This is a genomic window from Leuconostoc lactis KCTC 3528 = DSM 20202, from assembly GCF_014651235.1.
GTDB lineage: Bacteria > Bacillota > Bacilli > Lactobacillales > Lactobacillaceae > Leuconostoc > Leuconostoc lactis.
In genome coordinates, this window is sequence record NZ_BMWM01000019.1 from 1 (window position 1) to 21,566 (window position 21,566).

Annotated in this window: 19 protein-coding genes and 1 pseudogene; 19 read left to right on the forward strand and 1 reads right to left on the reverse strand. The window is 43.6% G+C overall.

The annotated features are described in order from the left end of the window. Window positions 1–124: 124 nt before the first annotated feature. Both IE039_RS05970 and IE039_RS05975 read left to right on the forward strand, forming a co-directional pair. Window positions 125–1,198 (forward strand): ABC transporter substrate-binding protein, encoded by a 1,074-nt coding sequence (locus IE039_RS05970; RefSeq protein WP_189428895.1) that lies wholly within the window; start codon window positions 125–127, stop codon window positions 1,196–1,198. Continuing rightward, window positions 1,198–2,784, forward strand: coding sequence for an amidohydrolase (locus IE039_RS05975; RefSeq protein ID WP_010006323.1), 1,587 nt, complete (start codon window positions 1,198–1,200; stop codon window positions 2,782–2,784). Before IE039_RS05970 ends, IE039_RS05975 begins: the two co-directional genes overlap by 1 nt. 34 nt (window positions 2,785–2,818) lie before the next feature. Here the strand turns inward: IE039_RS05975 and IE039_RS05980 are convergent, their stop codons facing one another. Beyond that, on the reverse strand, window positions 2,819–3,463 hold the full coding sequence (locus tag IE039_RS05980) for a Crp/Fnr family transcriptional regulator (protein ID WP_010006322.1): 645 nt from the start codon (window positions 3,461–3,463) through the stop codon (window positions 2,819–2,821). A 94-nt stretch (window positions 3,464–3,557) separates the two neighbouring features. Between IE039_RS05980 and IE039_RS05985 the strand changes: the two genes are divergently transcribed. The 17 genes and pseudogenes from IE039_RS05985 (at window position 3,558) to IE039_RS06070 (ending at window position 21,566) form a co-directional block, all read left to right on the forward strand. Then, window positions 3,558–4,919, forward strand: a complete 1,362-nt coding sequence (locus IE039_RS05985) for an FAD-dependent oxidoreductase (RefSeq protein WP_010006321.1) — start codon at window positions 3,558–3,560, stop codon at window positions 4,917–4,919. 191 nt (window positions 4,920–5,110) lie between these two features. Next, window positions 5,111–6,394, forward strand: a complete 1,284-nt coding sequence (locus IE039_RS05990) for a pectate lyase family protein (protein WP_010006320.1) — start codon at window positions 5,111–5,113, stop codon at window positions 6,392–6,394. A gap of 141 nt (window positions 6,395–6,535) precedes the next feature. After that, complete coding sequence (locus IE039_RS05995; RefSeq protein ID WP_010006317.1) at window positions 6,536–7,732, forward strand: SAM-dependent methyltransferase; 1,197 nt, start codon at window positions 6,536–6,538, stop codon at window positions 7,730–7,732. Between the two features lie 340 nt (window positions 7,733–8,072). Continuing rightward, window positions 8,073–9,610, forward strand: a pseudogene (gene kdpA / locus IE039_RS08395) (potassium-transporting ATPase subunit KdpA). Window positions 9,611–9,620: 10 nt separating this feature from the next. Further along, window positions 9,621–11,636 carry a potassium-transporting ATPase subunit KdpB gene (kdpB, locus tag IE039_RS06010; protein WP_189428897.1) on the forward strand — a complete coding sequence of 672 codons (2,016 nt, stop codon included), beginning with the start codon at window positions 9,621–9,623 and terminating at the stop codon, window positions 11,634–11,636. An 8-nt stretch (window positions 11,637–11,644) separates the two neighbouring features. Beyond that, window positions 11,645–12,193, forward strand: a complete 549-nt coding sequence (locus IE039_RS06015; protein ID WP_189428898.1) for a potassium-transporting ATPase subunit C — start codon at window positions 11,645–11,647, stop codon at window positions 12,191–12,193. A gap of 12 nt (window positions 12,194–12,205) precedes the next feature. Then, a complete protein-coding gene (locus tag IE039_RS06020) occupies window positions 12,206–12,832 on the forward strand; it encodes a histidine kinase (protein ID WP_010006430.1) in 627 nt (208 codons plus the stop codon). A 5-nt stretch (window positions 12,833–12,837) separates the two neighbouring features. Then, window positions 12,838–14,301, forward strand: a complete 1,464-nt coding sequence (locus IE039_RS06025) for a DUF4118 domain-containing protein (RefSeq protein WP_010006432.1) — start codon at window positions 12,838–12,840, stop codon at window positions 14,299–14,301. An 18-nt stretch (window positions 14,302–14,319) separates the two neighbouring features. Continuing rightward, window positions 14,320–14,787: a sensor histidine kinase gene (locus tag IE039_RS06030; RefSeq protein WP_010006434.1), complete on the forward strand. Its 468-nt coding sequence runs from the start codon at window positions 14,320–14,322 to the stop codon at window positions 14,785–14,787. Beyond that, the gene (locus IE039_RS06035) at window positions 14,784–15,035 is read left to right on the forward strand and encodes a response regulator transcription factor (protein WP_010006435.1); all 252 of its coding nucleotides are present in this window, start codon (window positions 14,784–14,786) and stop codon (window positions 15,033–15,035) included. Before IE039_RS06030 ends, IE039_RS06035 begins: the two co-directional genes overlap by 4 nt. Beyond that, window positions 14,959–15,501: a response regulator transcription factor gene (locus IE039_RS06040; protein ID WP_189428900.1), complete on the forward strand. Its 543-nt coding sequence runs from the start codon at window positions 14,959–14,961 to the stop codon at window positions 15,499–15,501. Before IE039_RS06035 ends, IE039_RS06040 begins: the two co-directional genes overlap by 77 nt. Before the next feature lie 125 nt (window positions 15,502–15,626). Further along, a complete protein-coding gene (locus tag IE039_RS06045) occupies window positions 15,627–16,607 on the forward strand; it encodes an ABC transporter ATP-binding protein (RefSeq protein WP_010006438.1) in 981 nt (326 codons plus the stop codon). Between the two features lie 5 nt (window positions 16,608–16,612). Then, complete coding sequence (locus IE039_RS06050) at window positions 16,613–17,440, forward strand: ABC transporter permease (protein WP_010006440.1); 828 nt, start codon at window positions 16,613–16,615, stop codon at window positions 17,438–17,440. A 22-nt stretch (window positions 17,441–17,462) separates the two neighbouring features. Next, the gene (locus IE039_RS06055) at window positions 17,463–18,593 is read left to right on the forward strand and encodes a glycosyltransferase family 2 protein (RefSeq protein ID WP_010006441.1); all 1,131 of its coding nucleotides are present in this window, start codon (window positions 17,463–17,465) and stop codon (window positions 18,591–18,593) included. 79 nt (window positions 18,594–18,672) lie between these two features. Further along, the gene (locus tag IE039_RS06060) at window positions 18,673–19,833 is read left to right on the forward strand and encodes a polysaccharide pyruvyl transferase family protein (protein ID WP_010006442.1); all 1,161 of its coding nucleotides are present in this window, start codon (window positions 18,673–18,675) and stop codon (window positions 19,831–19,833) included. Window positions 19,834–20,077: 244 nt separating this feature from the next. Further along, window positions 20,078–20,962: a glucose-1-phosphate thymidylyltransferase RfbA gene (rfbA, locus tag IE039_RS06065; protein ID WP_189428901.1), complete on the forward strand. Its 885-nt coding sequence runs from the start codon at window positions 20,078–20,080 to the stop codon at window positions 20,960–20,962. Window positions 20,963–20,972: 10 nt separating this feature from the next. Next, window positions 20,973–21,566 carry a dTDP-4-dehydrorhamnose 3,5-epimerase family protein gene (locus IE039_RS06070; RefSeq protein WP_141308245.1) on the forward strand — a complete coding sequence of 198 codons (594 nt, stop codon included), beginning with the start codon at window positions 20,973–20,975 and terminating at the stop codon, window positions 21,564–21,566.

A 21,566-nucleotide genomic window follows, 5' to 3' on the forward strand; every position in this document is an offset into this window, starting at 1 on the left:
TAACACCATTAAAGACCTTGATGGGTTTTTCTGTCCACTTAAATGTTCAACTTAAATTTTACAATCTGCCTCAAACTAAAAATCTATTCGAGGTATGTATGAGTTGAAAAAGATGCTTTTACTGATGAGTTCAGTTGTCGTTATTGTAGGTGGGTTAGCGCTACTTAAGCAGCAGCTGTTGCGTGAGCAACCCGGGAAACAGGGTCGTCACCAAAAAATGCTGCATATCTATAATTATGGTAGTTACATTGACCCTGACCTACTAACACAGTTTACGAAACAAACGGGTTATCAAGTGAGTTATGAAACCTACGATTCCAATGAATCCATGATGGTGAAATTAAAACAAGGGGGATCTAATTACGATCTAGTGTTCCCCAGTGAGCCTTTTGTTACAAAATTAGCCCAAGATCAGTTATTAGCATCCCTAGATCCTCAAAAGATTCATGGGTTAGAAAATTTAAATCCCATACTATTAAATCAGTCATTTGATCCAAACAATCACTATTCGTTGCCTTATTTTTGGGGAACAACGGGAATCATGTATAACACCAAGGTCTTTTCAAAGGATGAATTTGATACCTGGGCCAAATTGTGGGCACCTAAGACGAAGGATCAAGTCATGTTGATTGATGCACCACGTGAGTCAATTGGCATGGGGTTGCAAGCCTTAGGTTATTCTGAAAATGATCATGATCCAGCACACATTCAGGCGGCGCGAGAGAAATTGGCTGCCCTAGCACGAAACGTTAAGGCGGTTTTAAATGATGAAATTCGCGCCTATGTGACGTCCGGTGAGGCCAACGTGGCTGTGGCTTATTCTGGTGTTGCAGATTATGCGCATGCCATTAACCCAGATATTGACTATGTGATTCCCAAAGATGGCGGGTCAGTTTGGACGGATAATATGTCGATTCCGAAAAATGCCCAGAATAAGGCGGGGGCCTATGCCTTTATTAATTTTTTACTTGATCCAAAGAACGCTGCACAAAATGCTGAATATGTCGCGTATTCAAGTCCCAATCTTGCCGCTAAAAAGTACTTATCAAAAGAGATTACGTCAGATAAGATTCTCTATCCTCAGCGCAGTAAATTAGCTAAGGTGGAACATTATGAAAATTTGACAGATAAAACGGTACAAGATTATAGTAATAACTGGTTAGAAGCCAAAATGGCAATGGCTAACGGAGGAAAATAATGGTAACTTTGTTAAAAAGTCAAGCAATCTTTGATGTTGATACACAAACAACTTTTGCTGGATCAATTGCTGTTGATGGGCAAAAAATTACGGCCGTCTATCGCGAACCAGTTGATGAAGCGGCGTTTGATTTGGTTCGCAATTTTGGTGACCAAATGATTCTGCCAGGACTTGTTGATGCGCACCAACACACCTATGTGATCTCATTAGTGCAGGCTGGGGCATTAACACCCATTGATTATGGGACTGTCCCAGAAGTTTTGGCTCAGTTGGCTGATGTCGCCGTTTTCTCTGGTTGGAAAATTGCCATGGGTTATTATGCGAGCGAATTTGGGTCTGATGTCCCCCCAACAGCAACAGATATTGATGCTGTTGAATCAGAAACACCCGTGATGTTAGTCGCTGGTGATGTGCATTCAATTTGGCTGAATAGTGCCGCATTAGCAAATATTCATGTTTCTGAAGAAGATTTGGCTGTTGCAGGTGGTGAAATTTTCCGTGATGAATCAGGTCAGATGACAGGCTTTTTCACAGAAGGTATTGCCACGCATATTTTAAACCAAGTGTTGGAAACACTGGTTGAGAGTATGCCGGAAACTTATTTAAACTATTTTCGCGAATTAAACCAACAAGGGGTGACGAGTGTTGGGGTTTTGGCCGTTTCTGGCCGTGCTGAACAAGATCTCGTGAATGAACAGTTATTTAAGGCGATTGAAGATGACATGACGGTACGCGCAGCCTTATTCCCAGGGATGCGGCAAGACGAAACACGTTTGCAAGCACTGTTAGCTGATTTTGAGAACACCGATCGCGTCCAAATTGCTGGGACTAAGCAATTTTACGATGGGGTGACCAGTACACAAACCGCTTACATGGTGGATGAGTATACGCCAGGTTCCGGTGAAAAGGGTGCACCAATGTTACCTGACGAGACCCTGCATGCGTTAATTGCCCGCTCTAATGCTTTGGATTTACCAATTCGTGTCCATGCGATTGGCGATCGTGCCATTCGCGAAACGTTAATGGCCTTTGAAGAAGCAGAAAAGACAGCGCCTTTGTCAGCTGGCAAGCGTAATGTCATTGAACACTTAGAGGTCTTCAATCCAGCTGATTTACCACGTCTACAACGCACCAAGGCGATTTTATCCGTGCAACCTAGTCACGCACTGATTGGTTATGAACTCTTGTGGAAAGAAGTTGGTTACCATCGTTTACCATGGATGTTTACATTCCGTGATTTTCTTGCACACGGGGCCACACTTGCCTTCAGTACTGATGCGCCGGTGGTGATTGGCCAAACACCTTTGCAAACGATTTTCCAAGCTGTGACGCGACGGACGTTAGCCAATAAAGCTGGGGTTGGCCTTGGCTTTGACCAAGGTGTAACGATTGGGCAAGCAATAACAGCGCATACGCTGCATGCAGCGCAAGCCAACCAACAACAAAATGTCGGTCGTATTGCACCTGGCTATTTCGCTGATTTAGCCATTGTCAGCCAGAATTTATTGACCACACCAGCTGATCAATTATTGATCGTTGAGAATGTTGCCACGATGTTTGATGGCCAATTTGTTTGGGAAAAATAAGAAAAAGCAACGATTCCGATCGTTGCTTTTTTGTTTATAACAAAGTAACCTCGCGCTTGTTTAACATAATCACACCGTTGCGCGTTAACTTTTTGAGTAGTCGGCTCAATGTTTCGGGTGCAATTTGTAAGGAGGCCGCGAGTTCTTTTTTGGTCACGGTTAATTGAAAAGTTTTGGTTTGTTTTGCTGCAGCCATGTCTTGAAAATACTGTAACAACCGTTCGTCAGCGTTTTGTAAGGACAAACTGATTTGACGCTGTTCTAGCGTTGTTAAACGCTCACCGTAGGAATTAAGCATTTGAATCGCGAGGCTCGTATTTTGTTGCAATAATTTCTGGAAATCAGCACGACGAATCATGCAAATTTGAGAATCGACCTTGGCCCGTGCAAAATGATGATGCCGTGTATCGGTAAAAAGAGCCGCTTCAATATCCATTTGGTGAGCATGCAAAGAATACAACAGGAGTTCTTGACCACTGTCGTTAATATTAAAAATATCGACTTGCCCAGAATCAACTAAAATAAGGGCAGATAAATCATCATCAGGTTCGTAGATATAGCTACCAGCGGGGTAACTTTTTTGATGGACAGAAATGTTAACGAGCTGGGTGATGATATCATCGGATAATTGTGAAAAAATAGGGGCCGCTTTCACGCAATTAAATTCTGAATGTGACATTTTTCACGCTTTCTTGACCTAAGTCAATTATTTTGAGGTAATTTGATTATACAATAAAACTATCAAGAACGGAAAGTTCTTATGGAGGATACACATGAAAATTGTTATTATTGGCTCAACCCACGCAGGAACAGCCGCCATCAAATCAATCAAAAGTCATCATCCAGAATCTGAAGTCGATGTTTATGAGAAGAATGATAATGTGTCTTTCTTATCATGCGGCATTGCTTTATCAGTGCAGGGTGAAGTTAAAAACATTGATGACCTCTTTTACTCATCCCCAGAAATCTTAAGCGATTTAGGTGCTAATATTCACATGAAACATGAAGTGACACATGTGGATACAAAAAATAAAACAATTACTGTCAAAGATTTAACGACTGACGCAGTGTCGACGGTGACGTACGATAAATTAGTCGCCACGACGGGTTCATGGCCAGTGGTACCACCAATTCCAGGTATTGAAGATGACCGCATTGTGTTGTCAAAAAATTACACACATGCTAAAGCATTGCTTGATTATGCCAATGATCCAAAAATTCAACGCGTTGTTGTCGTTGGTGGGGGGTATATTGGTACTGAACTTGTGGAAGCTTTCAATGTGAAGGGACGGGAAGTAACCTTAATTGATAATCAACCAACGGTTTTGAATCGTTATTTTGATGCTGAATTCACACAAAATGTGGCCGATTTATTTGCATCACATGGCGTGACGGTTGCAACCGGTCAACTGGTACAAAGTTTTGAGAATACGCCGGATGCTGTTGTTGTGAAAACAGATCAAGGTGACTATCCAGCTGACTTAGTCATTATGTCTGTTGGCTTCCGACCTAACACACAATTATTTACTGGACAATTAGATATGTTGCCAAATGGCGCTTTAATCGTCAATGACTATATGCAAACTAGTCACCCTGATGTTTTTGCTGCCGGTGATTCAGTTGCAGTGCACTATAATCCAACAGGAGACCATGACTATATTCCTTTGGCCACAAATGCCGTGCGTCAAGGGACACTCATTGGCTACAACCTGGTGGAACCAACGCTAAAATATATGGGCACCCAAGCAACATCAGGGCTTAAGCTTTATGATTTGAACATGGCTTCTTCTGGTCTGACTGAGGCCCACGCTAAAGCATCTGGCATTGATGCTGATAGTTTGACAATGACTGATAATTTCCGACCAGAGTTTATGTCATCAACTGAACCGGTATTGATGACCATCACTTGGGAGCGTCAAACAAAGCGGATTCTAGGTGTGCAACTTCAGAGTAAATATGATATTTCTCAATCAGCTAATGCCGCTTCAATTGCCATTCAAAATCAGATGACTTTGGCTGATCTCGCCTTTGTGGATATGCTTTTCCAACCATGGTTCGATCGCCCATTCAATTACTTAAATCTCTTAGCACAAGCAGCTATGGCAAAGGTGGCGCAAGAAGAAGCAAACGCCTAACTAGTGTTAACAAACAGGAAAACGACCAAGATCATCATGATTTGATGATCTTTTTTTGTAAAGAATATAAAGATTGTGTGTCATGGTTGAAAAAACCGTGCAGGGGGTTAATTTTTAGCGTACAATGTTGGTGTGTCAAAAGTATTACGCTTAGAATTTTTTGCTCAGGTAAACGAAACAGGAGAAAAATCATGGCAAAAACCGAGCGCGCTAAGTTGTTTTCAGCAACAGTGATGACGGGGATGCTGGCCTTATCGGTAACAGCTGGTCTTCGTCAGGTGCACGCTGACATGTCTGGCTACGCAGTGCAAACAGCCAGCACAGTTGGTGGATTTGGGGGCAATACCACTGGCGGCAGCCAAGCCACAGCAGCACATACCTACACGGTTACTGACCGTGCGTCTTTGTTAAAAGCGTTGGGCGGTGAGCATAATGCCACACCAAAGATCATTTATGTGTCGGGTAAAATTGACATGAACGTCAATGCACAAGGCCAGACGCTCACTGCAGCTGATTATGCTAAAGGCACCGGCTATAACTTTAATAGCTATTTAGCTGCTTACGCGCCAAGTACTTGGGGTAAGAAAAAAGTCAGTGGTGTGCAGGAAGCTGATCGAGTAAAGGCACAACAAAATCAAGCCGCGCAAGTTGTCGTCAAAGTGCCGGCAAATACGACGATTATTGGGGAACCTGGTGCGCAACTCATTGGGGGTAATCTGGTGATCCAACAGGACAATGTGATTGTGCGTAATCTTTATTTTGAAACACCGTATGATGATTTCCCCCAATGGGATCCAACGGATGAAGACACCGGTAACTGGAATTCACAATATCATGCCATTTCAGTGCAAGGTGCGCGTAATGTTTGGTTAGACCACAATACCTTTGATGATGGCACCCATCCAGATGCACAAAATGGGACGTACTTTGGTCGCGAATACCAACATCATGATGGTGACACTGATTTAACTAATGGGGCTGACAATATTACGGTCTCAGACAATATTTATCGAAACCATGATAAAACCATGTTGATTGGCAACAGTGATACTAAAAAAACAGATGCCGGCAAACTTCATGTGACGGTCACCCATAATTTGTTTGAAAATACTGTTCAACGGACACCGCGGGTGCGCTATGGCGAGGTCCAAGTCGTGAACAATCTGTATCAAAATGATGGGACCAGCACGTACAAATTTAAGTACGCGTGGGGATTGGGTAAGAACGCACAAATTGCTGCGCAAAACAATGTGCTTAATATTGCGAATGCGTCAGCGTCAGACATTATTAGCAAGCTCAAGGGGACACAGCTAGCAGATGTTGGCACTCAATTTAACGGGGTAAATGTCAGTGCATCAAAACTGAGTCATACAGCACCGCTAACTTGGCAACCAACGACGCCAGCCAATTTAACGCCAACAAATCAAGTCCAAGCAACGGTGATGAACCAAGCTGGCGTAAATGTTTTAAAGTAGGGTATATTACCGAAAGGGACGTGAAGACGTCCTTTTTTTGTCAGCAATAAATAAATTAAATGATGATAAACGCTCGTCATTTTTGTTTGACTTTTGGGACGTCTTTTTCTAAAATACAGGGTATAAAGCAAGGGGGATAACATGTTAGACAAAACCATTTATAAGCAAGTTTTCAAGGCGAGTTTTAATGCGCCAATCGAAGTTGAATTTTGGGATGGTGAATGCGTGCGTTATGGGGAGGGGGACCCAATAGCTAAAATTATAATCCATGAAGTGATTCAGGTTAAGGACATTTTGGCACACGCTTCGCTCACTTTTGGTGAGGCGTATATGGACGGTATTATTGAGATACAAGGTGATTTACAGCAATTGATTACGGCTGTTTATCAAGCTAAGGATAGTTTTTTAAACCACGCGAAGTTTAAAAAGTTTTTGCCTAAGCGCTCACACTCAGAAAAAATGAGTAAAGTCGATGTGCAAAGCCACTATGATATTGGCAATGACTTTTACGCAATGTGGCTTGATCCAACGTTGACGTATTCTTGTGCTTACTTTGCTAGTGAAGAAGATACGTTGGAACAAGCGCAGTGGAATAAAGTCCATCATATTTTAGATAAGTTGCATGCCCAACCAGGCGAAACGTTACTGGATATCGGTTGTGGTTGGGGCACTTTGATTTTCACTGCCGCTAAGGAATATGGCTTAAAAGCAACAGGGGTAACATTGAGCCAACAACAATATGATTTTGTCACGGAAAAGATTGCGGCAGAAGGTTTGACTGATCAAGTATCTGTCTATTTAAAGGATTATCGAGAAATTGAAAAGACCTATGACCATGTCACTTCGGTGGGGATGTTTGAACATGTCGGTAAGGAAAATCTTGGCGAATACTTTGCCCAAGTGAGTGATCGTCTGGTGCCAAATGGGACAGCGTTAATTCATGGTATTACTGGCCAACATGAAGGTGCTGGTGTGGATGAATGGATTAACAAATATATTTTCCCAGGTGGTTATATTCCAAACCTTGCTGAAAATTTGACACATATTATGCAGACGGCCCTACAAGTGGACGATTTGGAACCACTCCGTCGTCACTATCAAAAGACGCTTGAAATTTGGACACAGAATTTTCATGACGTTCGAGCAGCGGTTGTTGCCCAATACGGTGAACGTTTCTACCGTATGTGGGATTTGTATTTGCAAGCCTGCGCCGCTTCATTTGAGTCAGGGAACATTGATGTTGTTCAATATTTGTTAACAAAAGGGCCATCAGGGACGAATTTGCCAATGACACGTGCCTATATGTATCATGCCGATGTGGCACACGGTGTGAAATAAGAAAAAGCTATTGCAGCCTTGTTGCAATAGCTTTTTTTCTATTCAATTTGTGATAACCACTTTTTTATTGTTAACACCGTTTTAACATCATAGTTGTTAAGATAGCGTTATCAAAAAAAGGAGGCACTGCGCCATGCTGTTAACGTTTTTAGGCGGGCTGGTCGTTGTTGGCTTGGTTGTTTATTTATTTTACATTTTAATGTGGGGGGATCAATCATGATTTGGTGGCGAGATGTGATGATTATTGGCCTTATTGTGGGGCTCTCCATCCCCGTCGGGCGCTATATTGCTGCGGTGATGGCGGGGAAAAAAGGTGTGGTTGAGCGCGGTTTTAAAACCAGTGGAAAAACGCATTTATCGTGTCCTCGGCTACCAAGACACACCCGCTGAAATGTCGGGTCGTCAATTTGTACTGGCAATTGTGGTGTTTAGTCTCATGAGTTTATTCGTTGTGATGGGCGTGTTAATGACCCAGCAATGGTTACCGTTTAACCCCAATCATGTCCATAACGTGCCTTGGGATTTGGCTTTGAATACGGCTATGAGTTTTGTCACCAATACGGATTTGCAGGCTTATAGTGGGGAAACCGCTATGTCCTACTTGTCACAGTTTGCCGTGTTGACCACGCAAAATTTTGCCTCAGCAGCCGTTGGTGTGGCTGCGTTACTGGCTGTTATCCGCGGTTTTTCACGCAAGGAAAGCCAAACGGTTGGCAATTTTTGGGTTGATATCACTCGATTCACCTTATATGTCCTGGTACCACTGAGCATAGTCTTAACGTTACTGATGGTGAGCCAAGGGGCCGTACAGAATTTTGCCCCCAATCATGTCGTGCAAGGCATCTTATTGCCATCCGGACCAGCTTCCAGCTAATTTGCGATTTCATTGTTAGGGAGTAACGGTGGTGGCTTCTTTGGTGCCAATGCAGCCGCATTATTTCATAATCCCACAGGCTTGAGTAATTTATTTGAGAGTGTGGCGATTGTTCTCTTACCCGCTGCCCTGGTTGTCATGTTTGGTCAAATGGTCGGCCGTCGACAGGCGATGGTGATCTATGCTGTGATGCTTGGCCTTTTAGTATTGGCAGTGATTGGCACCACGTTGTCTGAATTACACCTTGGCCAGCATGTTGCGGGTGTGGCCGGATCAACGGCATTGGAGGGGAAAATGTTGTCAACGGTATCGGGTTGTCAGCATTATGGAATACCTTATCGACCGCCGTTTCTAACGGGTCAGTGAACGCGTCATTGGATAGTTTTACCCCGTTAGGTGGGCTGATTCTCATGTTACTCATGCAACTCGGTGAAATTGTATTTGGCGGTGTTGGTTCTGGTTTATATGGCATGTTAAGCTTTGTGCTACTAACCGTGTTTATCAGTGGTTTAATGGTTGGGCGCACACCAGAATATTTAGGCAAAAAAATTGCGTCCTATGATATGAAAATGGTTGCGTTAGCCATTTTATTGCCGCCAGTGTTAACTTTGGTTAGCACGGGAATTGCCGTGAGTTGGCCGGGTATCCGATCAAGCTTGACGAATACTGGGGCGCATGGTTTCTCAGAAATTTTGTATGGGTTTTCATCAATGGGTAATAATAACGGCTCGTTGTTTGCTGGGTTTAATGGTGATCAGCTGATGGTCAATGTGGTTGGCGCGGTGTTAATGGGCTGCACCCGTTTTGTCCCGCTACTGGCGATGGTGTATCTAGGGGCCAATTTGGCCAAGAAAAAGCAAATGGCAATTTCACGTGGCACTTTGCGGACAGATGCTGGACTCTTTGCCGTGTTATTGTTAGTGATTATTTTATTGATTGGGGCATTGAATTTTGTGCCAGCCCTTATTTTGGGGCCAATTGCCGATTTTCTCACGGCAAGGTAAGGAGAATCTGATGGAAAATATTTTTCTAGCAGTGAAAAAGTTAGCACCACAAGTTCAAATCAACAATCCAGTCATGTTTGTTGTCTATGTTGGTGCGATTTTATTAACCGTTATTGATGGGGTGAACGCCGTTACGGGGACGAACTATCAGTCATTGGGTTATGACGTGGCGATTACGCTTATTTTATGGGTGACGGTGTTGTTTGCCAATTATGCGGATGCTGTAGCAGAAGGGCGTGGTCGTGCGCAAGCTGAAAGCCTGAAGAAGTCCCGTCATGCCGTGCCGGCACATCGGCTTGAGAAAAATGGGCAGGCTGTTGATGTGACTTCTGATGCGCTACAACCTGGTGATATTGTCCAGGTGGTGGCCGGTGAAGTGATCCCGATGGATGGGGAAGTCATTTTAGGTACTGCTGCGGTGGATGAAAGTGCCATTACCGGCGAATCGTCACCGGTGATTCGTGAAGCCGGTGGGGATCGGAGTTCAGTCACTGGTGGGACAACTGTTTTATCGGACAACTTACAGATTAAGATTACAGCCCGGGCTGGCGAAAGTTTCCTGGATCAGATGATTCACATGATTGAGGGGGCTAAGCGTCAGAAAACGCCTAACGAAATTGCGCTGCAGATTTTATTGGTGACATTGACGATTATATTCCTGATTGTCGTGGCAACCTTATTACCTTTTAGTCAGTTTGCTAATGACAAAGCAGCTATCCAAACGATTACGATTACTAATCTAGCGGCTTTGTTGGTGTGTCTGGCCCCCACTACAATTGGTGCCTTGTTGTCGGCCATCGGTATTTCGGGGAGGAGTCGTTTAAATCAAGAAAATGTGTTGGCTAAAAGTGGTCGCGCTATTGAAGCTGCTGGGGATGTGGATATCTTACTATTAGATAAAACCGGTACGATTACCTTAGGGAATCGTCAAGCCGTGACTTTTAAACCCATTCAGGGCGTTTCTGAGCATGACTTGGCCGAAGCTGCCTGGCTGGCATCAATGGCGGACGAGACACCAGAAGGACGCAGTGTGGTCAATTTAGCACGGGACACGTACCAGATCACGACCGACGAGAATCAAATGAGCAAGCCCGTATTTGTTCCGTTTTCAGCAGCAACCCGAATGAGCGGGGTCGATATCCAGACAGACCATTATCGCAAGGGTGCGGCTGATTCAGTGCAGCACTACATCGTGTCATTAGGGGCGAGCTGGCCAGATGAGGCGACCGCTTGCGCAGAAGCAATCGCCAAAAATGGTGGGACACCTTTGATTGTGACTAAAAATACCATTGTCTTAGGCGTGATTGACCTCAAAGATATCGTCAAGCCAGGCGTGCGAGAGCAGTTTAAAGCCTTGCGCAAGATGGGCATTAAATCGGTTATGATTACCGGTGATAATCCGTTAACAGCGGCTGCCATTGCCGCCGAAGCTGGTGTAGACGACTATATTGCCCAAGCCGTTCCTGAGTCTAAATTAGCTGTGATTAAAAAGTATCAACAAGCCGGCCATTTAGTTGCCATGACTGGGGATGGCACCAACGATGCCCCCGCCTTAGCACAAGCCGATGTTGCGGTGGCGATGAATACAGGGACAGTTGCTGCCAAAGAGGCGGGTAATATGATTGATTTAGATTCTAGTCCAACCAAACTGATTAAAATTGTGGCAGTGGGTAAGCAACTGTTGATGACACGTGGCGCTTTGACAACTTTTAGTATCACGAATGATCTCGCTAAATATTTTGCAATTTTACCAGCTTTATTTGTTGGACTCTATCCACAATTGGCGGTCCTTAATTTTATGCACTTAACCAGTCCTAAAACAGCAATTTTAGCTGCACTACTCTACAATGCTTTAATCATTATTGGCTTAATTCCGGTTGCCTTGCGGGGAGTTCGCTATCGTGAATTAGGGGCTGAGCAGTTATTGCGCCAGAATTTGCTGATATATGGTTTGGGTGGTATTTTCTTTCCGTTTGTTGTCATCAAAATATTCGACATGATCTTAACGATTATTGGCGTGAAGTGAGGTAAAATATGTTTAAGGTAATATGCGGGCAAGCGGGTCGCTTGCTTCTGATACTGAGTGCTTGTGCTGTGCTTTACACTGGGGTGAGTACCCTGTTGGTACAGGTTTTGTTGCCAACCCAAGCGCAAGGGCGTTTGATCATGAAAAACAATCACCTTGTGGGTTCAGCACTTGTTGGTCAAACCACGACCAATCCGGCATTATTCATCGGACGTTCGACCGTTGTCTCCAATCTTAGCGCCGTCAGCGCGGCCGAAAAACAGGCCGTTTCCAAACGTGTCACTTGGTGGCATCAACTTGATCCGCATAACCAGCAAGCGGTACCAGTTGATTTGGTGACTGGCTCAGCTGGCGGCACGGATCCTTATATTAGTCTGGCCGGGGCCAATTACCAACGGCAACGCGTTGCCCGTGCCAACCATTTATCGTTAGCGACCGTCAATCAGTTGATTGCAGCCCAAACAACGAGCGTTTTTGCCAATTGGTTTGGGGAACCGGCAGTAAACGTTGTCACTTTGAACATTGCGCTCCAGCAGCTGGTTGCGCAAACCAAGTAAATTGAGGAAACTATGGTTAAAAGCTCTGAAGCATGGCTACAAGACATTGTGGCGCAACGACGTGGTCGTTTAAAAATATTTCTTGGCTATGCTGCAGGCGTTGGGAAAACCTACCGAATGCTGGAGGAGGCCCATACGCGGCTGGCTGCCGGGGATGATGTGGTCATTGGGCACGTTGAATCGCATGATCGCGCGGCTACTACTGATCTCATAGTAGGGTTTGAGCAAATCCCGGAACACCTCAATGTTAGCCAACCGACGCTTGTTGGGGAACTCAATGTGCCTGCAGTTATCAAGCGGCAACCAGATGTCGTTTTAGTGGATGAATTGGCACATACTAATGCCGCGTCTTGGAATAAAAAACGCTATCAAGATATTGAAGAAATTTTGACATCGGGTATCAGTGTCTATACCACGATTAATGTCCAGCACATCGAAAGTCTCCATGATCTGGTGGCACAAATCACAGGTGTTGATGTACAAGAAACGGTGCCAGATGCTTGGTTGAAGCAGGCCGATGACATTGAATTAATTGATATTGATCCCAAAGTCCTCTTAAACCGCTTGGCTGCAGGTGTGATTTATCCAGCAACAAAAATCGCCCGGGCACAAGACCATTTTTTCAGTTACAAAAATTAACCCAGTTGCGTGAAATTGCCCTACAGCAAAGCACGCGACAATTGAGCGAACAGAACGCGCAACAAGGACAACAAATGCGACACTTTTTGGTGGCGATTAGTCAATCCCCGAGTTCGGACAATGCCATTCGCTGGGCTTATCGGCAAGCCAGTGCGTTTGATGCTCCTTGGACAGTTGTTCATGTCCAGCAGTCAGGTAAAAGTCTGGCACCGGCAGTGCAACGCCACATGAGTTTGGCAAAAAAATTGGGGGCTAAAACCGTTATTTTACAAGGGGACCACATGGTGGCAACGTTGATTGCCTATATCAGAGAAACGCAAGTTGCTAATTTAATTATCGGCAAACACGTCACGCGTGCGTGGTATCAATTTGGCCGTTCAGATATCGAAGACCAAATCCTCATGGCAGTCCCAGCACTGGATATTCAAATTATTCCTAACCGTGATCAGGTGTCGCCTGTCCAACAGCTCTTGACCTGGCCGACAAGATTCAGATTGTCTGTCAAACGACGAGAAGTATGGTTTGCAGTCGGTATGATAGTGGCGGTGACCTTGATTAATGGTTTGATGACTTATGTCACCAGTGATAATGCGCTCAAAATCATGCTTTACTTTGTCGGCATTATCTTTGTATCACGCTTTACCCAGGGCTATATTATCGGGTTAGCCACAACGGCGGTGAGCGTATTGCTTTTTGACTTATTGTTGGTGCAGCCATTTTATTCGTTGCAGTTCTACCAAAATGGGTATGGCATTATCTTTTTGGCGATGTTTGTCACGGCAACGTTAATTAGTAGTTTAACGTCCAAAGTGACGGCGCAAATGGCGGCTTCTGTTGCTGCGGCGACACAAAGCCAAGTCTTATCTGACCTGAGTTTACAGCTGTTGACTGACGGTAAACCAGCGGCATTAAGCCAATTGACGCAACAGGCCATTTTGAATTATTTCAAAAGACCAGTCGCGATTTATTTCCAACGGCAACAATTTGTTGGCCAAATACCGACACCAGATACGACTAGTCATGAAGTCATGCAATGGGTCTGGCATCATGGCTTGCCAGCTGGTGCAGGGACCGATACATTAGCTGGGAAAAAAACGTTTTATCTCCCTATTGGTTATCAAGGGCATACACTTGCTATTTTGGTTGGCCAAGGTGAAGATTTTACGTTGGCTGACCGGCTCATACTCGACCGTTTTCTGACGCCGTTATCAGCAGCATTAAAAACGTTCTATTTACGCCAAGAAGCGGAAAGACATGCTTTAGAAAAACTTGATGCCCACTTAAAGAGTGATTTATTGCAATCCGTTGCCCATGATTTGCGCACGCCGTTGACGGGTATTTTAGCTAGTACGGCATTATTACGTCAAGATCAAACACTCACACCAGCTAATCAGCACTTATTGACCAATATTAATCATGAGACCAACTGGCTTATTCAAATGATTGAAAATATTTTAACTGTCACATGACTCCAACAGGGGACGATTATGTTTAAAACGACACCAGAATTAGTGGAAGAGTTAATTTTTTCAGCGATTGAGAAATTCAATTGGTTGCATAGTCAAGTACACATTGATGTGCAATTACCGGATGAAGTCATTTGGATCCAAGCAGAACGTCATATTTTCCAGCAAATGCTGATTAATATTTTTGATAATGCAGTCAAGTATGGCGGACCTGATGTACAGATTCAAGTCTTTGTCACAGTAGCGCATGGGCAAGTTACCGTCACGATTCAAAACGCTGGGCAGCCCTTTACAGTGGCACAATTGACCAAAATTAACCAACAAACACGTCCAAATATCCAACTAGGCGACCAAAAGCGCGGCCTGGGGATTGGTTTATTTTTATGCCAGACCATCGCGAAATTACATCACGGCCGTTTAGTGGCACAAAATTGGCAAGGAGGCGCTGAGATGCAACTAGTCATCCCAGTCAATAGCACAACAGCATGATTAAAAAACACATCCTGGTGGTTGAAGACGATCAAACAATTCAACGGGTAGTCAAACAAACGTTGGTGACGGCGGGGTTTGAAGTTACCCAAGCTTTTGATGCGCACACGACGCAAGCCCAGCTGTTGGCCACGTTGCCAGATTTACTGATATTGGATTTGGGGCTACCAGATGAAGATGGGGTGGCCTTACTCAAAAAAAATTCGGCTAGCCAGCCATGTGCCAGTACTTGTCCTGACTGCACGTGATCAAACCCAAGATAAGCTAACGTTATTTGAGATTGGCGTGGATGATTATGTGACCAAACCATTTGAACCACTTGAACTCGTAGCACGTGTCCGCGCTATTTTATCACGTACCTACGCCACAACGGGTGTCGGGAAGGGACAATTGCAATGTGGTGAACTCACGGTTGACCTTGACGCGCAAACGGTGATGCGATCAACTGAGGTGCTGCATTTGTCACAAAAGGAATATGCGTTATTAAGTCTCTTCATTCAACATCCCCAAAAAGTCTTAACCTATGCGGTCTTACTGCGTAATATTTGGGGGACCCATCTACTGCAGGGACAAAATGATACCTTGCGGGTAATTGTCGCCCATTTAAGACGGAAAATAGGAACCAATGCAGGGCAACAATACATTGGTACCGATGTTGGGGTGGGTTATCGCTGGCTGTCCCCAGTGATAATGCATGCATTATTGGAACAGTAGGTCGTCAGCTACTGTTTTTTTCTGCTATTTTTACGGGCAAAGTTTGAGTTTCGTAGGCATTTTAGGTAATATGGTATAAGTAATTAAAGCAATTATAATGTCAAAAGTAAAAAGTGGGTAGCTACATGTTAGACGAATCAAAGCCATACATGGTCCGTGCAGAAGGCTTAACAAAAAATTTCCAACTTTATGCCAATCAAACCGAGAAGTTGAAGTCAACTTTTATGGGGAATCGTGCTGAAGCTAATTTTTGGGCGTTGCGCGGTTTGTCGTTTGAAATACAAGCTGGGGATGTGGTTGGTATTGTCGGGACGAATGGCTCGGGGAAATCAACGTTGCTCAATATTTTGAGTGGTGTCATCCCGCAAACATCAGGCTTGCTAGATTTAAATGGGACGATTGGTGTTGTCGCCATCAACGAAGGGTTGAATTGGGAACTGACAGGACGTGAAAATATTCGACTTAAACAACTGATGATGGGTAAGTCAAATGAAGAAATCACGCGAGCAATGCCTGAAATTATTGATTTTTCAGAACTGGGTGAATTCATTGATCAACCAGTGAAGGATTATTCAAACGGTATGCGTGCGAAGTTAGGCTTTTCAATCGTGACGCACAATGATCCGGATATCTTAATTGTCGATGAAGCCTTGTCCGTTGGTGATCAAAACTTCTCAAATAAGGCATTAGGTAAGATTCGCGAGTTTATTGCCCAAGGGAAAACCATTTTTTTCGTATCGCATGATTTAAAACAAGTGCGTGAGTTTACCAACAAGGTGATGTGGATCCAATATGGTGAAATGCGTGATTTTGGCGAAACAGAAACCATTGCTGATGAGTATGAAGCCTTTACACGTGAGTTGGACAAAATGACCGAACAAGATCGTGAACGGTATGTACGTAAGCAAAAGCAAAATCAACAATTATTTACGATTGATCAACTGCGTGACCGCCTGACTGAAGAAGGCATGACGGAACCAGAAATTAAACGTATCACAACATTACGAAGTTTCGAAGGATTCAGCCGACTCAGTTTATATAGCACGTTAATTGTGCTATTAGGTTTGATGGGCGCGGTCGTTTACTTTTCGATGATGGGTAGGTAAGCAGGATGTTTGTAATAATTGAATCAATTTTTCAATTGATTGCTGAACAAATCAGTCATCTGGGGATGACGATTAAATTAGCAATCTATGATACGAAGGCCAATAACGCCCACAAATATTTGGGTTCACTTTGGGAAGTTCTTGATCCGCTATTTCAAGTGATGACGTATGCCGTCATTTTTGGTGGTGGCTTTCGCACAACCGCACCAGTGGCGGGGATGCCATATTTTGTCTGGATGTCTGTTGGTTTTTCGGCTTGGTATCTAGTTAACCAAGGGTTTTCTGATACGATTCGCTCAATCCAAACTCAGATTTTCATGGTACGCAACGTGAAGTTTCCGGCTTCGGTATTGCCAACGATTCGCATTATCCAAGTTTTTCCAGCCGTGTTATCGATTTCAGCTGTGGCTGGCATAAGTATGTTCTTGACCGGGAATTTCCATCCTAATTTGTACTGGCTGCAATTTATCTACTATTTTATTGCCGCGATGATTATGCTGTTTTTCTTAGGTATCTTCAGTGCAACAATTAATATTTTGATTCCTGATTATGATTTGGCGATTCGACAAGTGTTACGGTTACTATTTTTCGTTTCTGGTGTCTTATTTCCACCGGCACCAGGAAACTTCTTTAATAATGTGATTTACTGGATTTCACGTGTCAATCCGTTCTATTATATCGTTAATGGTTGGCGGGAAACTTTTTTGACAAATCAATGGTTCTGGGATTCACCTTATTTGATGGCGATGTTTTGGTTAGAAATTGCCTTATTCGCTGTTATTGGCACGCATCTCTATCTCAAGTTTAAAGATCAATTCATTGATTTTATTTAATTTAATTTTTAAGAGGAATATTATGACCAATAAAAACGTAACGGCTGCCATTGTAACCTACAATCGTGTGGATTTGCTTAAAGAATCTTTGTCAGCGGTTTTAAATCAAACGGACTATTTAAACCATGTGATTGTCGTCAACAACAAGTCAACGGATGAAACTGCTGAATACTTGGCAACGGTGACTGATCCAAGATTGATCGTCTATAATTCTGAAGAGAATTTGGGCGGCGCTGGTGGTTTTAATAAGGCCGTGCGCTTATTTGCTGAAGAAACGCAAGATGATTATGTTTGGTTAATGGATGATGATACCATTGCTGAACCTGATGCACTAAAATACTTGGTTGATTTCATTACAGAAAATGACCATGTTGGCTTTGTTAACTCAGTTGTGCGTTGGGGAAGTCGTGATGGACATCCATCTTGGATGAATGTCCCTGCACCACGTGGCTTTACTTGGCAATACCACATGAATCTGGCTAATCCAGGAATCGAAGTTGTGAATTCAACTTTTGTTTCGGTCCTATTTTCTCGCAAAACGGTAGCCATGGTTGGGTTACCCCAAAAAGAGTATTTCATTTGGGGTGATGATATGGAATATACAAACCGTATTGCTGACGTTAATCGTGGCTATACTGTTTTGAAGTCAATTGTGGTGCACAAATCAAAAGAAAACACGATGCCTGGTGACATTGTCCGTGAACAAGACGACTCACGACTTTGGCGTTATAATTACGAGTATCGTAACCGCGTGTTAACCGCTCGCCGTGTGTCAAAGCGTGAATGGTTACGTACAGTTGTCAATGCGCTACGTCATGATTTGCGTATGGTGCTGTTTGGTGGCCATGTCAAATACCGTTGGCAAAAGGCTAAAATGATTGTGAGCGGGACAGTTCGTGGCATCAAGTTTAATCCAGATATTGAATATGTTGCGGGTCTACGTGATTACGATGTGCGTTCGATCAACAAACTACTCCGTGCGCGTTATTTGTCTGATCCACAAGCCATTATCACGCTTGACCAAGATATTGATTTTATCGAAAACTATACTTATGAGGATTTCTTGAATAAAACACCTGAAGCTGATAAGTATATTGCGCAAATCAAAGCAGCGCAAGAAGCAGCTAAAAATACAGATACTGACAAGCAATAAAATTGGGGTCAAGACACGACACAGTTGTTAGTGTATGAAATGTTTGGGTACACCTTGAGATAATGATATGGAGACCAATATGGCTAAAAGGTATTTGATTTCAACCGCCGGCTATCCAAACTTTGGTGATGAACAGATTGTTCGCACTTGGTTAAAATTTTATCGAGAAAATTTTCCCGACGACCAATTAATTTTAGATGTACCTTTTCCAGCACGGGCGAGTTTTCTTTTTCAGGATGAATTGCCGCATGTGCAGTTCGTAGACACGATTTGGAATTTAGTCTACTTAGCTCATGATCAGCAATTAACTCTGGAAAACGAATCAGAAGTGTCAGCTATTTTACACGGTGGGGATCCGAGAAACAATGTCCCGATTGCGGCACTACTCGATAGTGATGTGATTCATCTTTTAGGTGGTGGCTACTTTTCTACCGCATACCAGGAATTTTCTTATACGTATTTGTTTTTTATGTTATTGGCGTTGGTTAAGCGTGATCGACCAGATACTCAGCTCTATGCTACTGGTTTAGGTGTGACGCCGATTACTGACGATATTGCGGCAAATTTAGCGCGCTATACCGGTGTGTTTTCATATATTGGTGTGCGAGACCGAGCAAGTACGGTTGTGGCCAATACAACCTTTGAATATGATGACGTCGTGATGGCACCAAAATTCGAGGCCATTAAACAAGATGATCGGCCAGATAATCCAGATGTTTTATTGATGATTCAGCCCTTTAAGCAGGATACGCAACAGGGAAAATTCATCCAATTATTGGTCGCTTATTTGCGACAACCCAGTCATCGTGATAAAAAAATTGGGATTGTTGAAGCGATGATTCCTGGTGATAACTGGTTATTTTATAGTGAAGCCTTACAAGATTATCCAGATATCCAACAACGGTTGACATTTTATGGTTTCTGGGATATTTGGCAACACGGCATACCCGTGAAAGCGAATCAAGAGTGGGTCACCACCAGGTTCCACTTTCATTTGATTGGTGCCTTACTCGGTTATCGTGGTACGGCAATTAATCCTGGTGATGATTATTATGATGTGAAACACCAATCGCTCGTGGACTTAGGGACTTCTTGGCAATATATTGATTTAGCAACGGCAACCAATGTCGCGATTAAACCAACGTTTCGTCAAATTGCTAAATTGAAATTAGCATGTGCGACACAGAAAAAAATAAAACGCATGAAGCAATTATTCATTGATGAGGGGCGTAACGTTTAAAATAGCCAGAGTGTTATCTATCAGGTCACGTCATGTTTTATACGAATTTAAACAAGGCAGGTATCTGCCTTGTTTTTTTATGGTAAATAACGGCCTTTTCTTGGCCTATCGTATGACACAAATCATGACGCTATTCGCGGTAGAATAGGACTTATGGTATAATGGGAAAGCATGTGATAGTGATACTATTCCGATACTTGAATCTTTGAGATACATAAAATGTCCTACATAAGGAGACCTAAACATGAAAGGCATTATCCTCGCCGGCGGTTCCGGCACACGACTATATCCCATTACCAAAGCGACTAGTAAGCAGTTGGTACCCATTTATGACAAGCCAATGATTTATTATCCCTTGTCAGTCTTGATGTTGGCGGGTATTAAAGAAATTTTGTTAATTTCAACACCAGAATATGTCGGCCAATTTGAAGCATTGTTTGGCGATGGTCATGACTTAGGCTTACAAATCGAATATGCCATTCAAGAAGAGCCCCGTGGGTTGGCGGACGCCTTTATTGTTGGCGCTGATTTTATTGGTGATGACACGGTGGCGTTGGTCTTAGGCGATAACATTTTCTACGGCGCTGGTTTGTCCGAAAAACTACAAGCTGCGGCACAGAAAACCACTGGGGCAACCGTCTTTGGTTACCAAGTCCATGATCCCGAACGCTTTGGGGTCGTTGAATTTGATGATGACGGTAAGGCTTTATCCATTGTCGAAAAGCCAGAACACCCCAAGTCAAACTATGCCGTGACTGGTCTGTATTTCTACGACAATGACGTGGTTGAAATTGCTGCCAATGTACAACCTTCAGCGCGAGGGGAAATTGAAATTTCTGATATTAACCAAGCCTACCTTGACCGTGGTGATTTGGATGTTCAAGTGATGGGCCGTGGTTATGCTTGGTTAGATACAGGAACGCATGAATCTTTGCTCGAAGCGTCATCCTTTATTGCCACAATCCAAAAGCAACAAAACCTTAAAGTCGCTTCACTGGAAGAAATTGCCTATCGTATGGGTTACATCGGCCTAGAACAACTCGAAGCTTTAGCGCAACCACTCAAGAAAAACGATTACGGTCAGTACTTGTTGCGTCTAGTAGCCGATGAACAAGCCCGTTTAAAGTAAAGGAGACAACATGACAGCTGAATTTTTTGAAAAGCCGTTAGCAGCCCGCCAAGTGGCAGAAATTCCCGGCATGCTTGAATTTGATATTCCGGTTCACGGCGATAACCGTGGGTGGTTTAAAGAAAACTTCCAAAAAGAAAAGATGATACCCTTAGGTTTTCCGGAATCTTTTTTTGCCGAAGGCAAGTTGCAAAACAATGTGTCTTTCTCACGCCAAGGCGTTTTGCGTGGTTTGCACGCCGAACCTTGGGATAAGTACATCTCAGTGGCGGATAACGGCAAGGTCTTAGGTGCTTGGGTTGATTTGCGTGCTGGAGACTCGTTTGGCCACGTGTATCAAACGGTCATCGATGCTAGCAAGGGCATCTTTGTGCCACGTGGGGTGGCCAATGGTTTCCAAGTTTTGAGTGAGACCGTGTCTTATTCATATTTGGTCAACGATTACTGGGCTTTAGAATTAAAGCCAAAGTACGCCTTTGTGAACTATGCCGACCCAACCTTAGGCATTGAATGGGCCGACGTTGCTCACGCTGAAGTGAGCGAAGCCGATAAAAATCATCCACTACTTAAAGACGTGGTGGCGTTGCAACCTGAACAATTATAA

Bases quoted from the DNA above. Each gene is read 5' to 3' on its own strand.
- IE039_RS05970 (WP_189428895.1), top strand. From the start codon at position 125: ATGAGTTCAGTTGTCGTTATTGTAGGTGGGTTAGCGCTACTTAAGCAG.
- IE039_RS05975 (WP_010006323.1), top strand. From the start codon at position 1,198: ATGGTAACTTTGTTAAAAAGTCAAGCAATCTTTGATGTTGATACACAA.
- IE039_RS05980 (WP_010006322.1), bottom strand. From the start codon at position 3,463: ATGTCACATTCAGAATTTAATTGCGTGAAAGCGGCCCCTATTTTTTCA.
- IE039_RS05985 (WP_010006321.1), top strand. From the start codon at position 3,558: ATGAAAATTGTTATTATTGGCTCAACCCACGCAGGAACAGCCGCCATC.
- IE039_RS05990 (WP_010006320.1), top strand. From the start codon at position 5,111: ATGGCAAAAACCGAGCGCGCTAAGTTGTTTTCAGCAACAGTGATGACG.
- IE039_RS05995 (WP_010006317.1), top strand. From the start codon at position 6,536: ATGTTAGACAAAACCATTTATAAGCAAGTTTTCAAGGCGAGTTTTAAT.
- kdpB (WP_189428897.1), top strand. From the start codon at position 9,621: ATGGAAAATATTTTTCTAGCAGTGAAAAAGTTAGCACCACAAGTTCAA.
- IE039_RS06015 (WP_189428898.1), top strand. From the start codon at position 11,645: ATGTTTAAGGTAATATGCGGGCAAGCGGGTCGCTTGCTTCTGATACTG.
- IE039_RS06020 (WP_010006430.1), top strand. From the start codon at position 12,206: ATGGTTAAAAGCTCTGAAGCATGGCTACAAGACATTGTGGCGCAACGA.
- IE039_RS06030 (WP_010006434.1), top strand. From the start codon at position 14,320: ATGTTTAAAACGACACCAGAATTAGTGGAAGAGTTAATTTTTTCAGCG.
- IE039_RS06035 (WP_010006435.1), top strand. From the start codon at position 14,784: ATGATTAAAAAACACATCCTGGTGGTTGAAGACGATCAAACAATTCAA.
- IE039_RS06040 (WP_189428900.1), top strand. From the start codon at position 14,959: ATGAAGATGGGGTGGCCTTACTCAAAAAAAATTCGGCTAGCCAGCCAT.
- IE039_RS06045 (WP_010006438.1), top strand. From the start codon at position 15,627: ATGTTAGACGAATCAAAGCCATACATGGTCCGTGCAGAAGGCTTAACA.
- IE039_RS06050 (WP_010006440.1), top strand. From the start codon at position 16,613: ATGTTTGTAATAATTGAATCAATTTTTCAATTGATTGCTGAACAAATC.
- IE039_RS06055 (WP_010006441.1), top strand. From the start codon at position 17,463: ATGACCAATAAAAACGTAACGGCTGCCATTGTAACCTACAATCGTGTG.
- IE039_RS06060 (WP_010006442.1), top strand. From the start codon at position 18,673: ATGGCTAAAAGGTATTTGATTTCAACCGCCGGCTATCCAAACTTTGGT.
- rfbA (WP_189428901.1), top strand. From the start codon at position 20,078: ATGAAAGGCATTATCCTCGCCGGCGGTTCCGGCACACGACTATATCCC.
- IE039_RS06070 (WP_141308245.1), top strand. From the start codon at position 20,973: ATGACAGCTGAATTTTTTGAAAAGCCGTTAGCAGCCCGCCAAGTGGCA.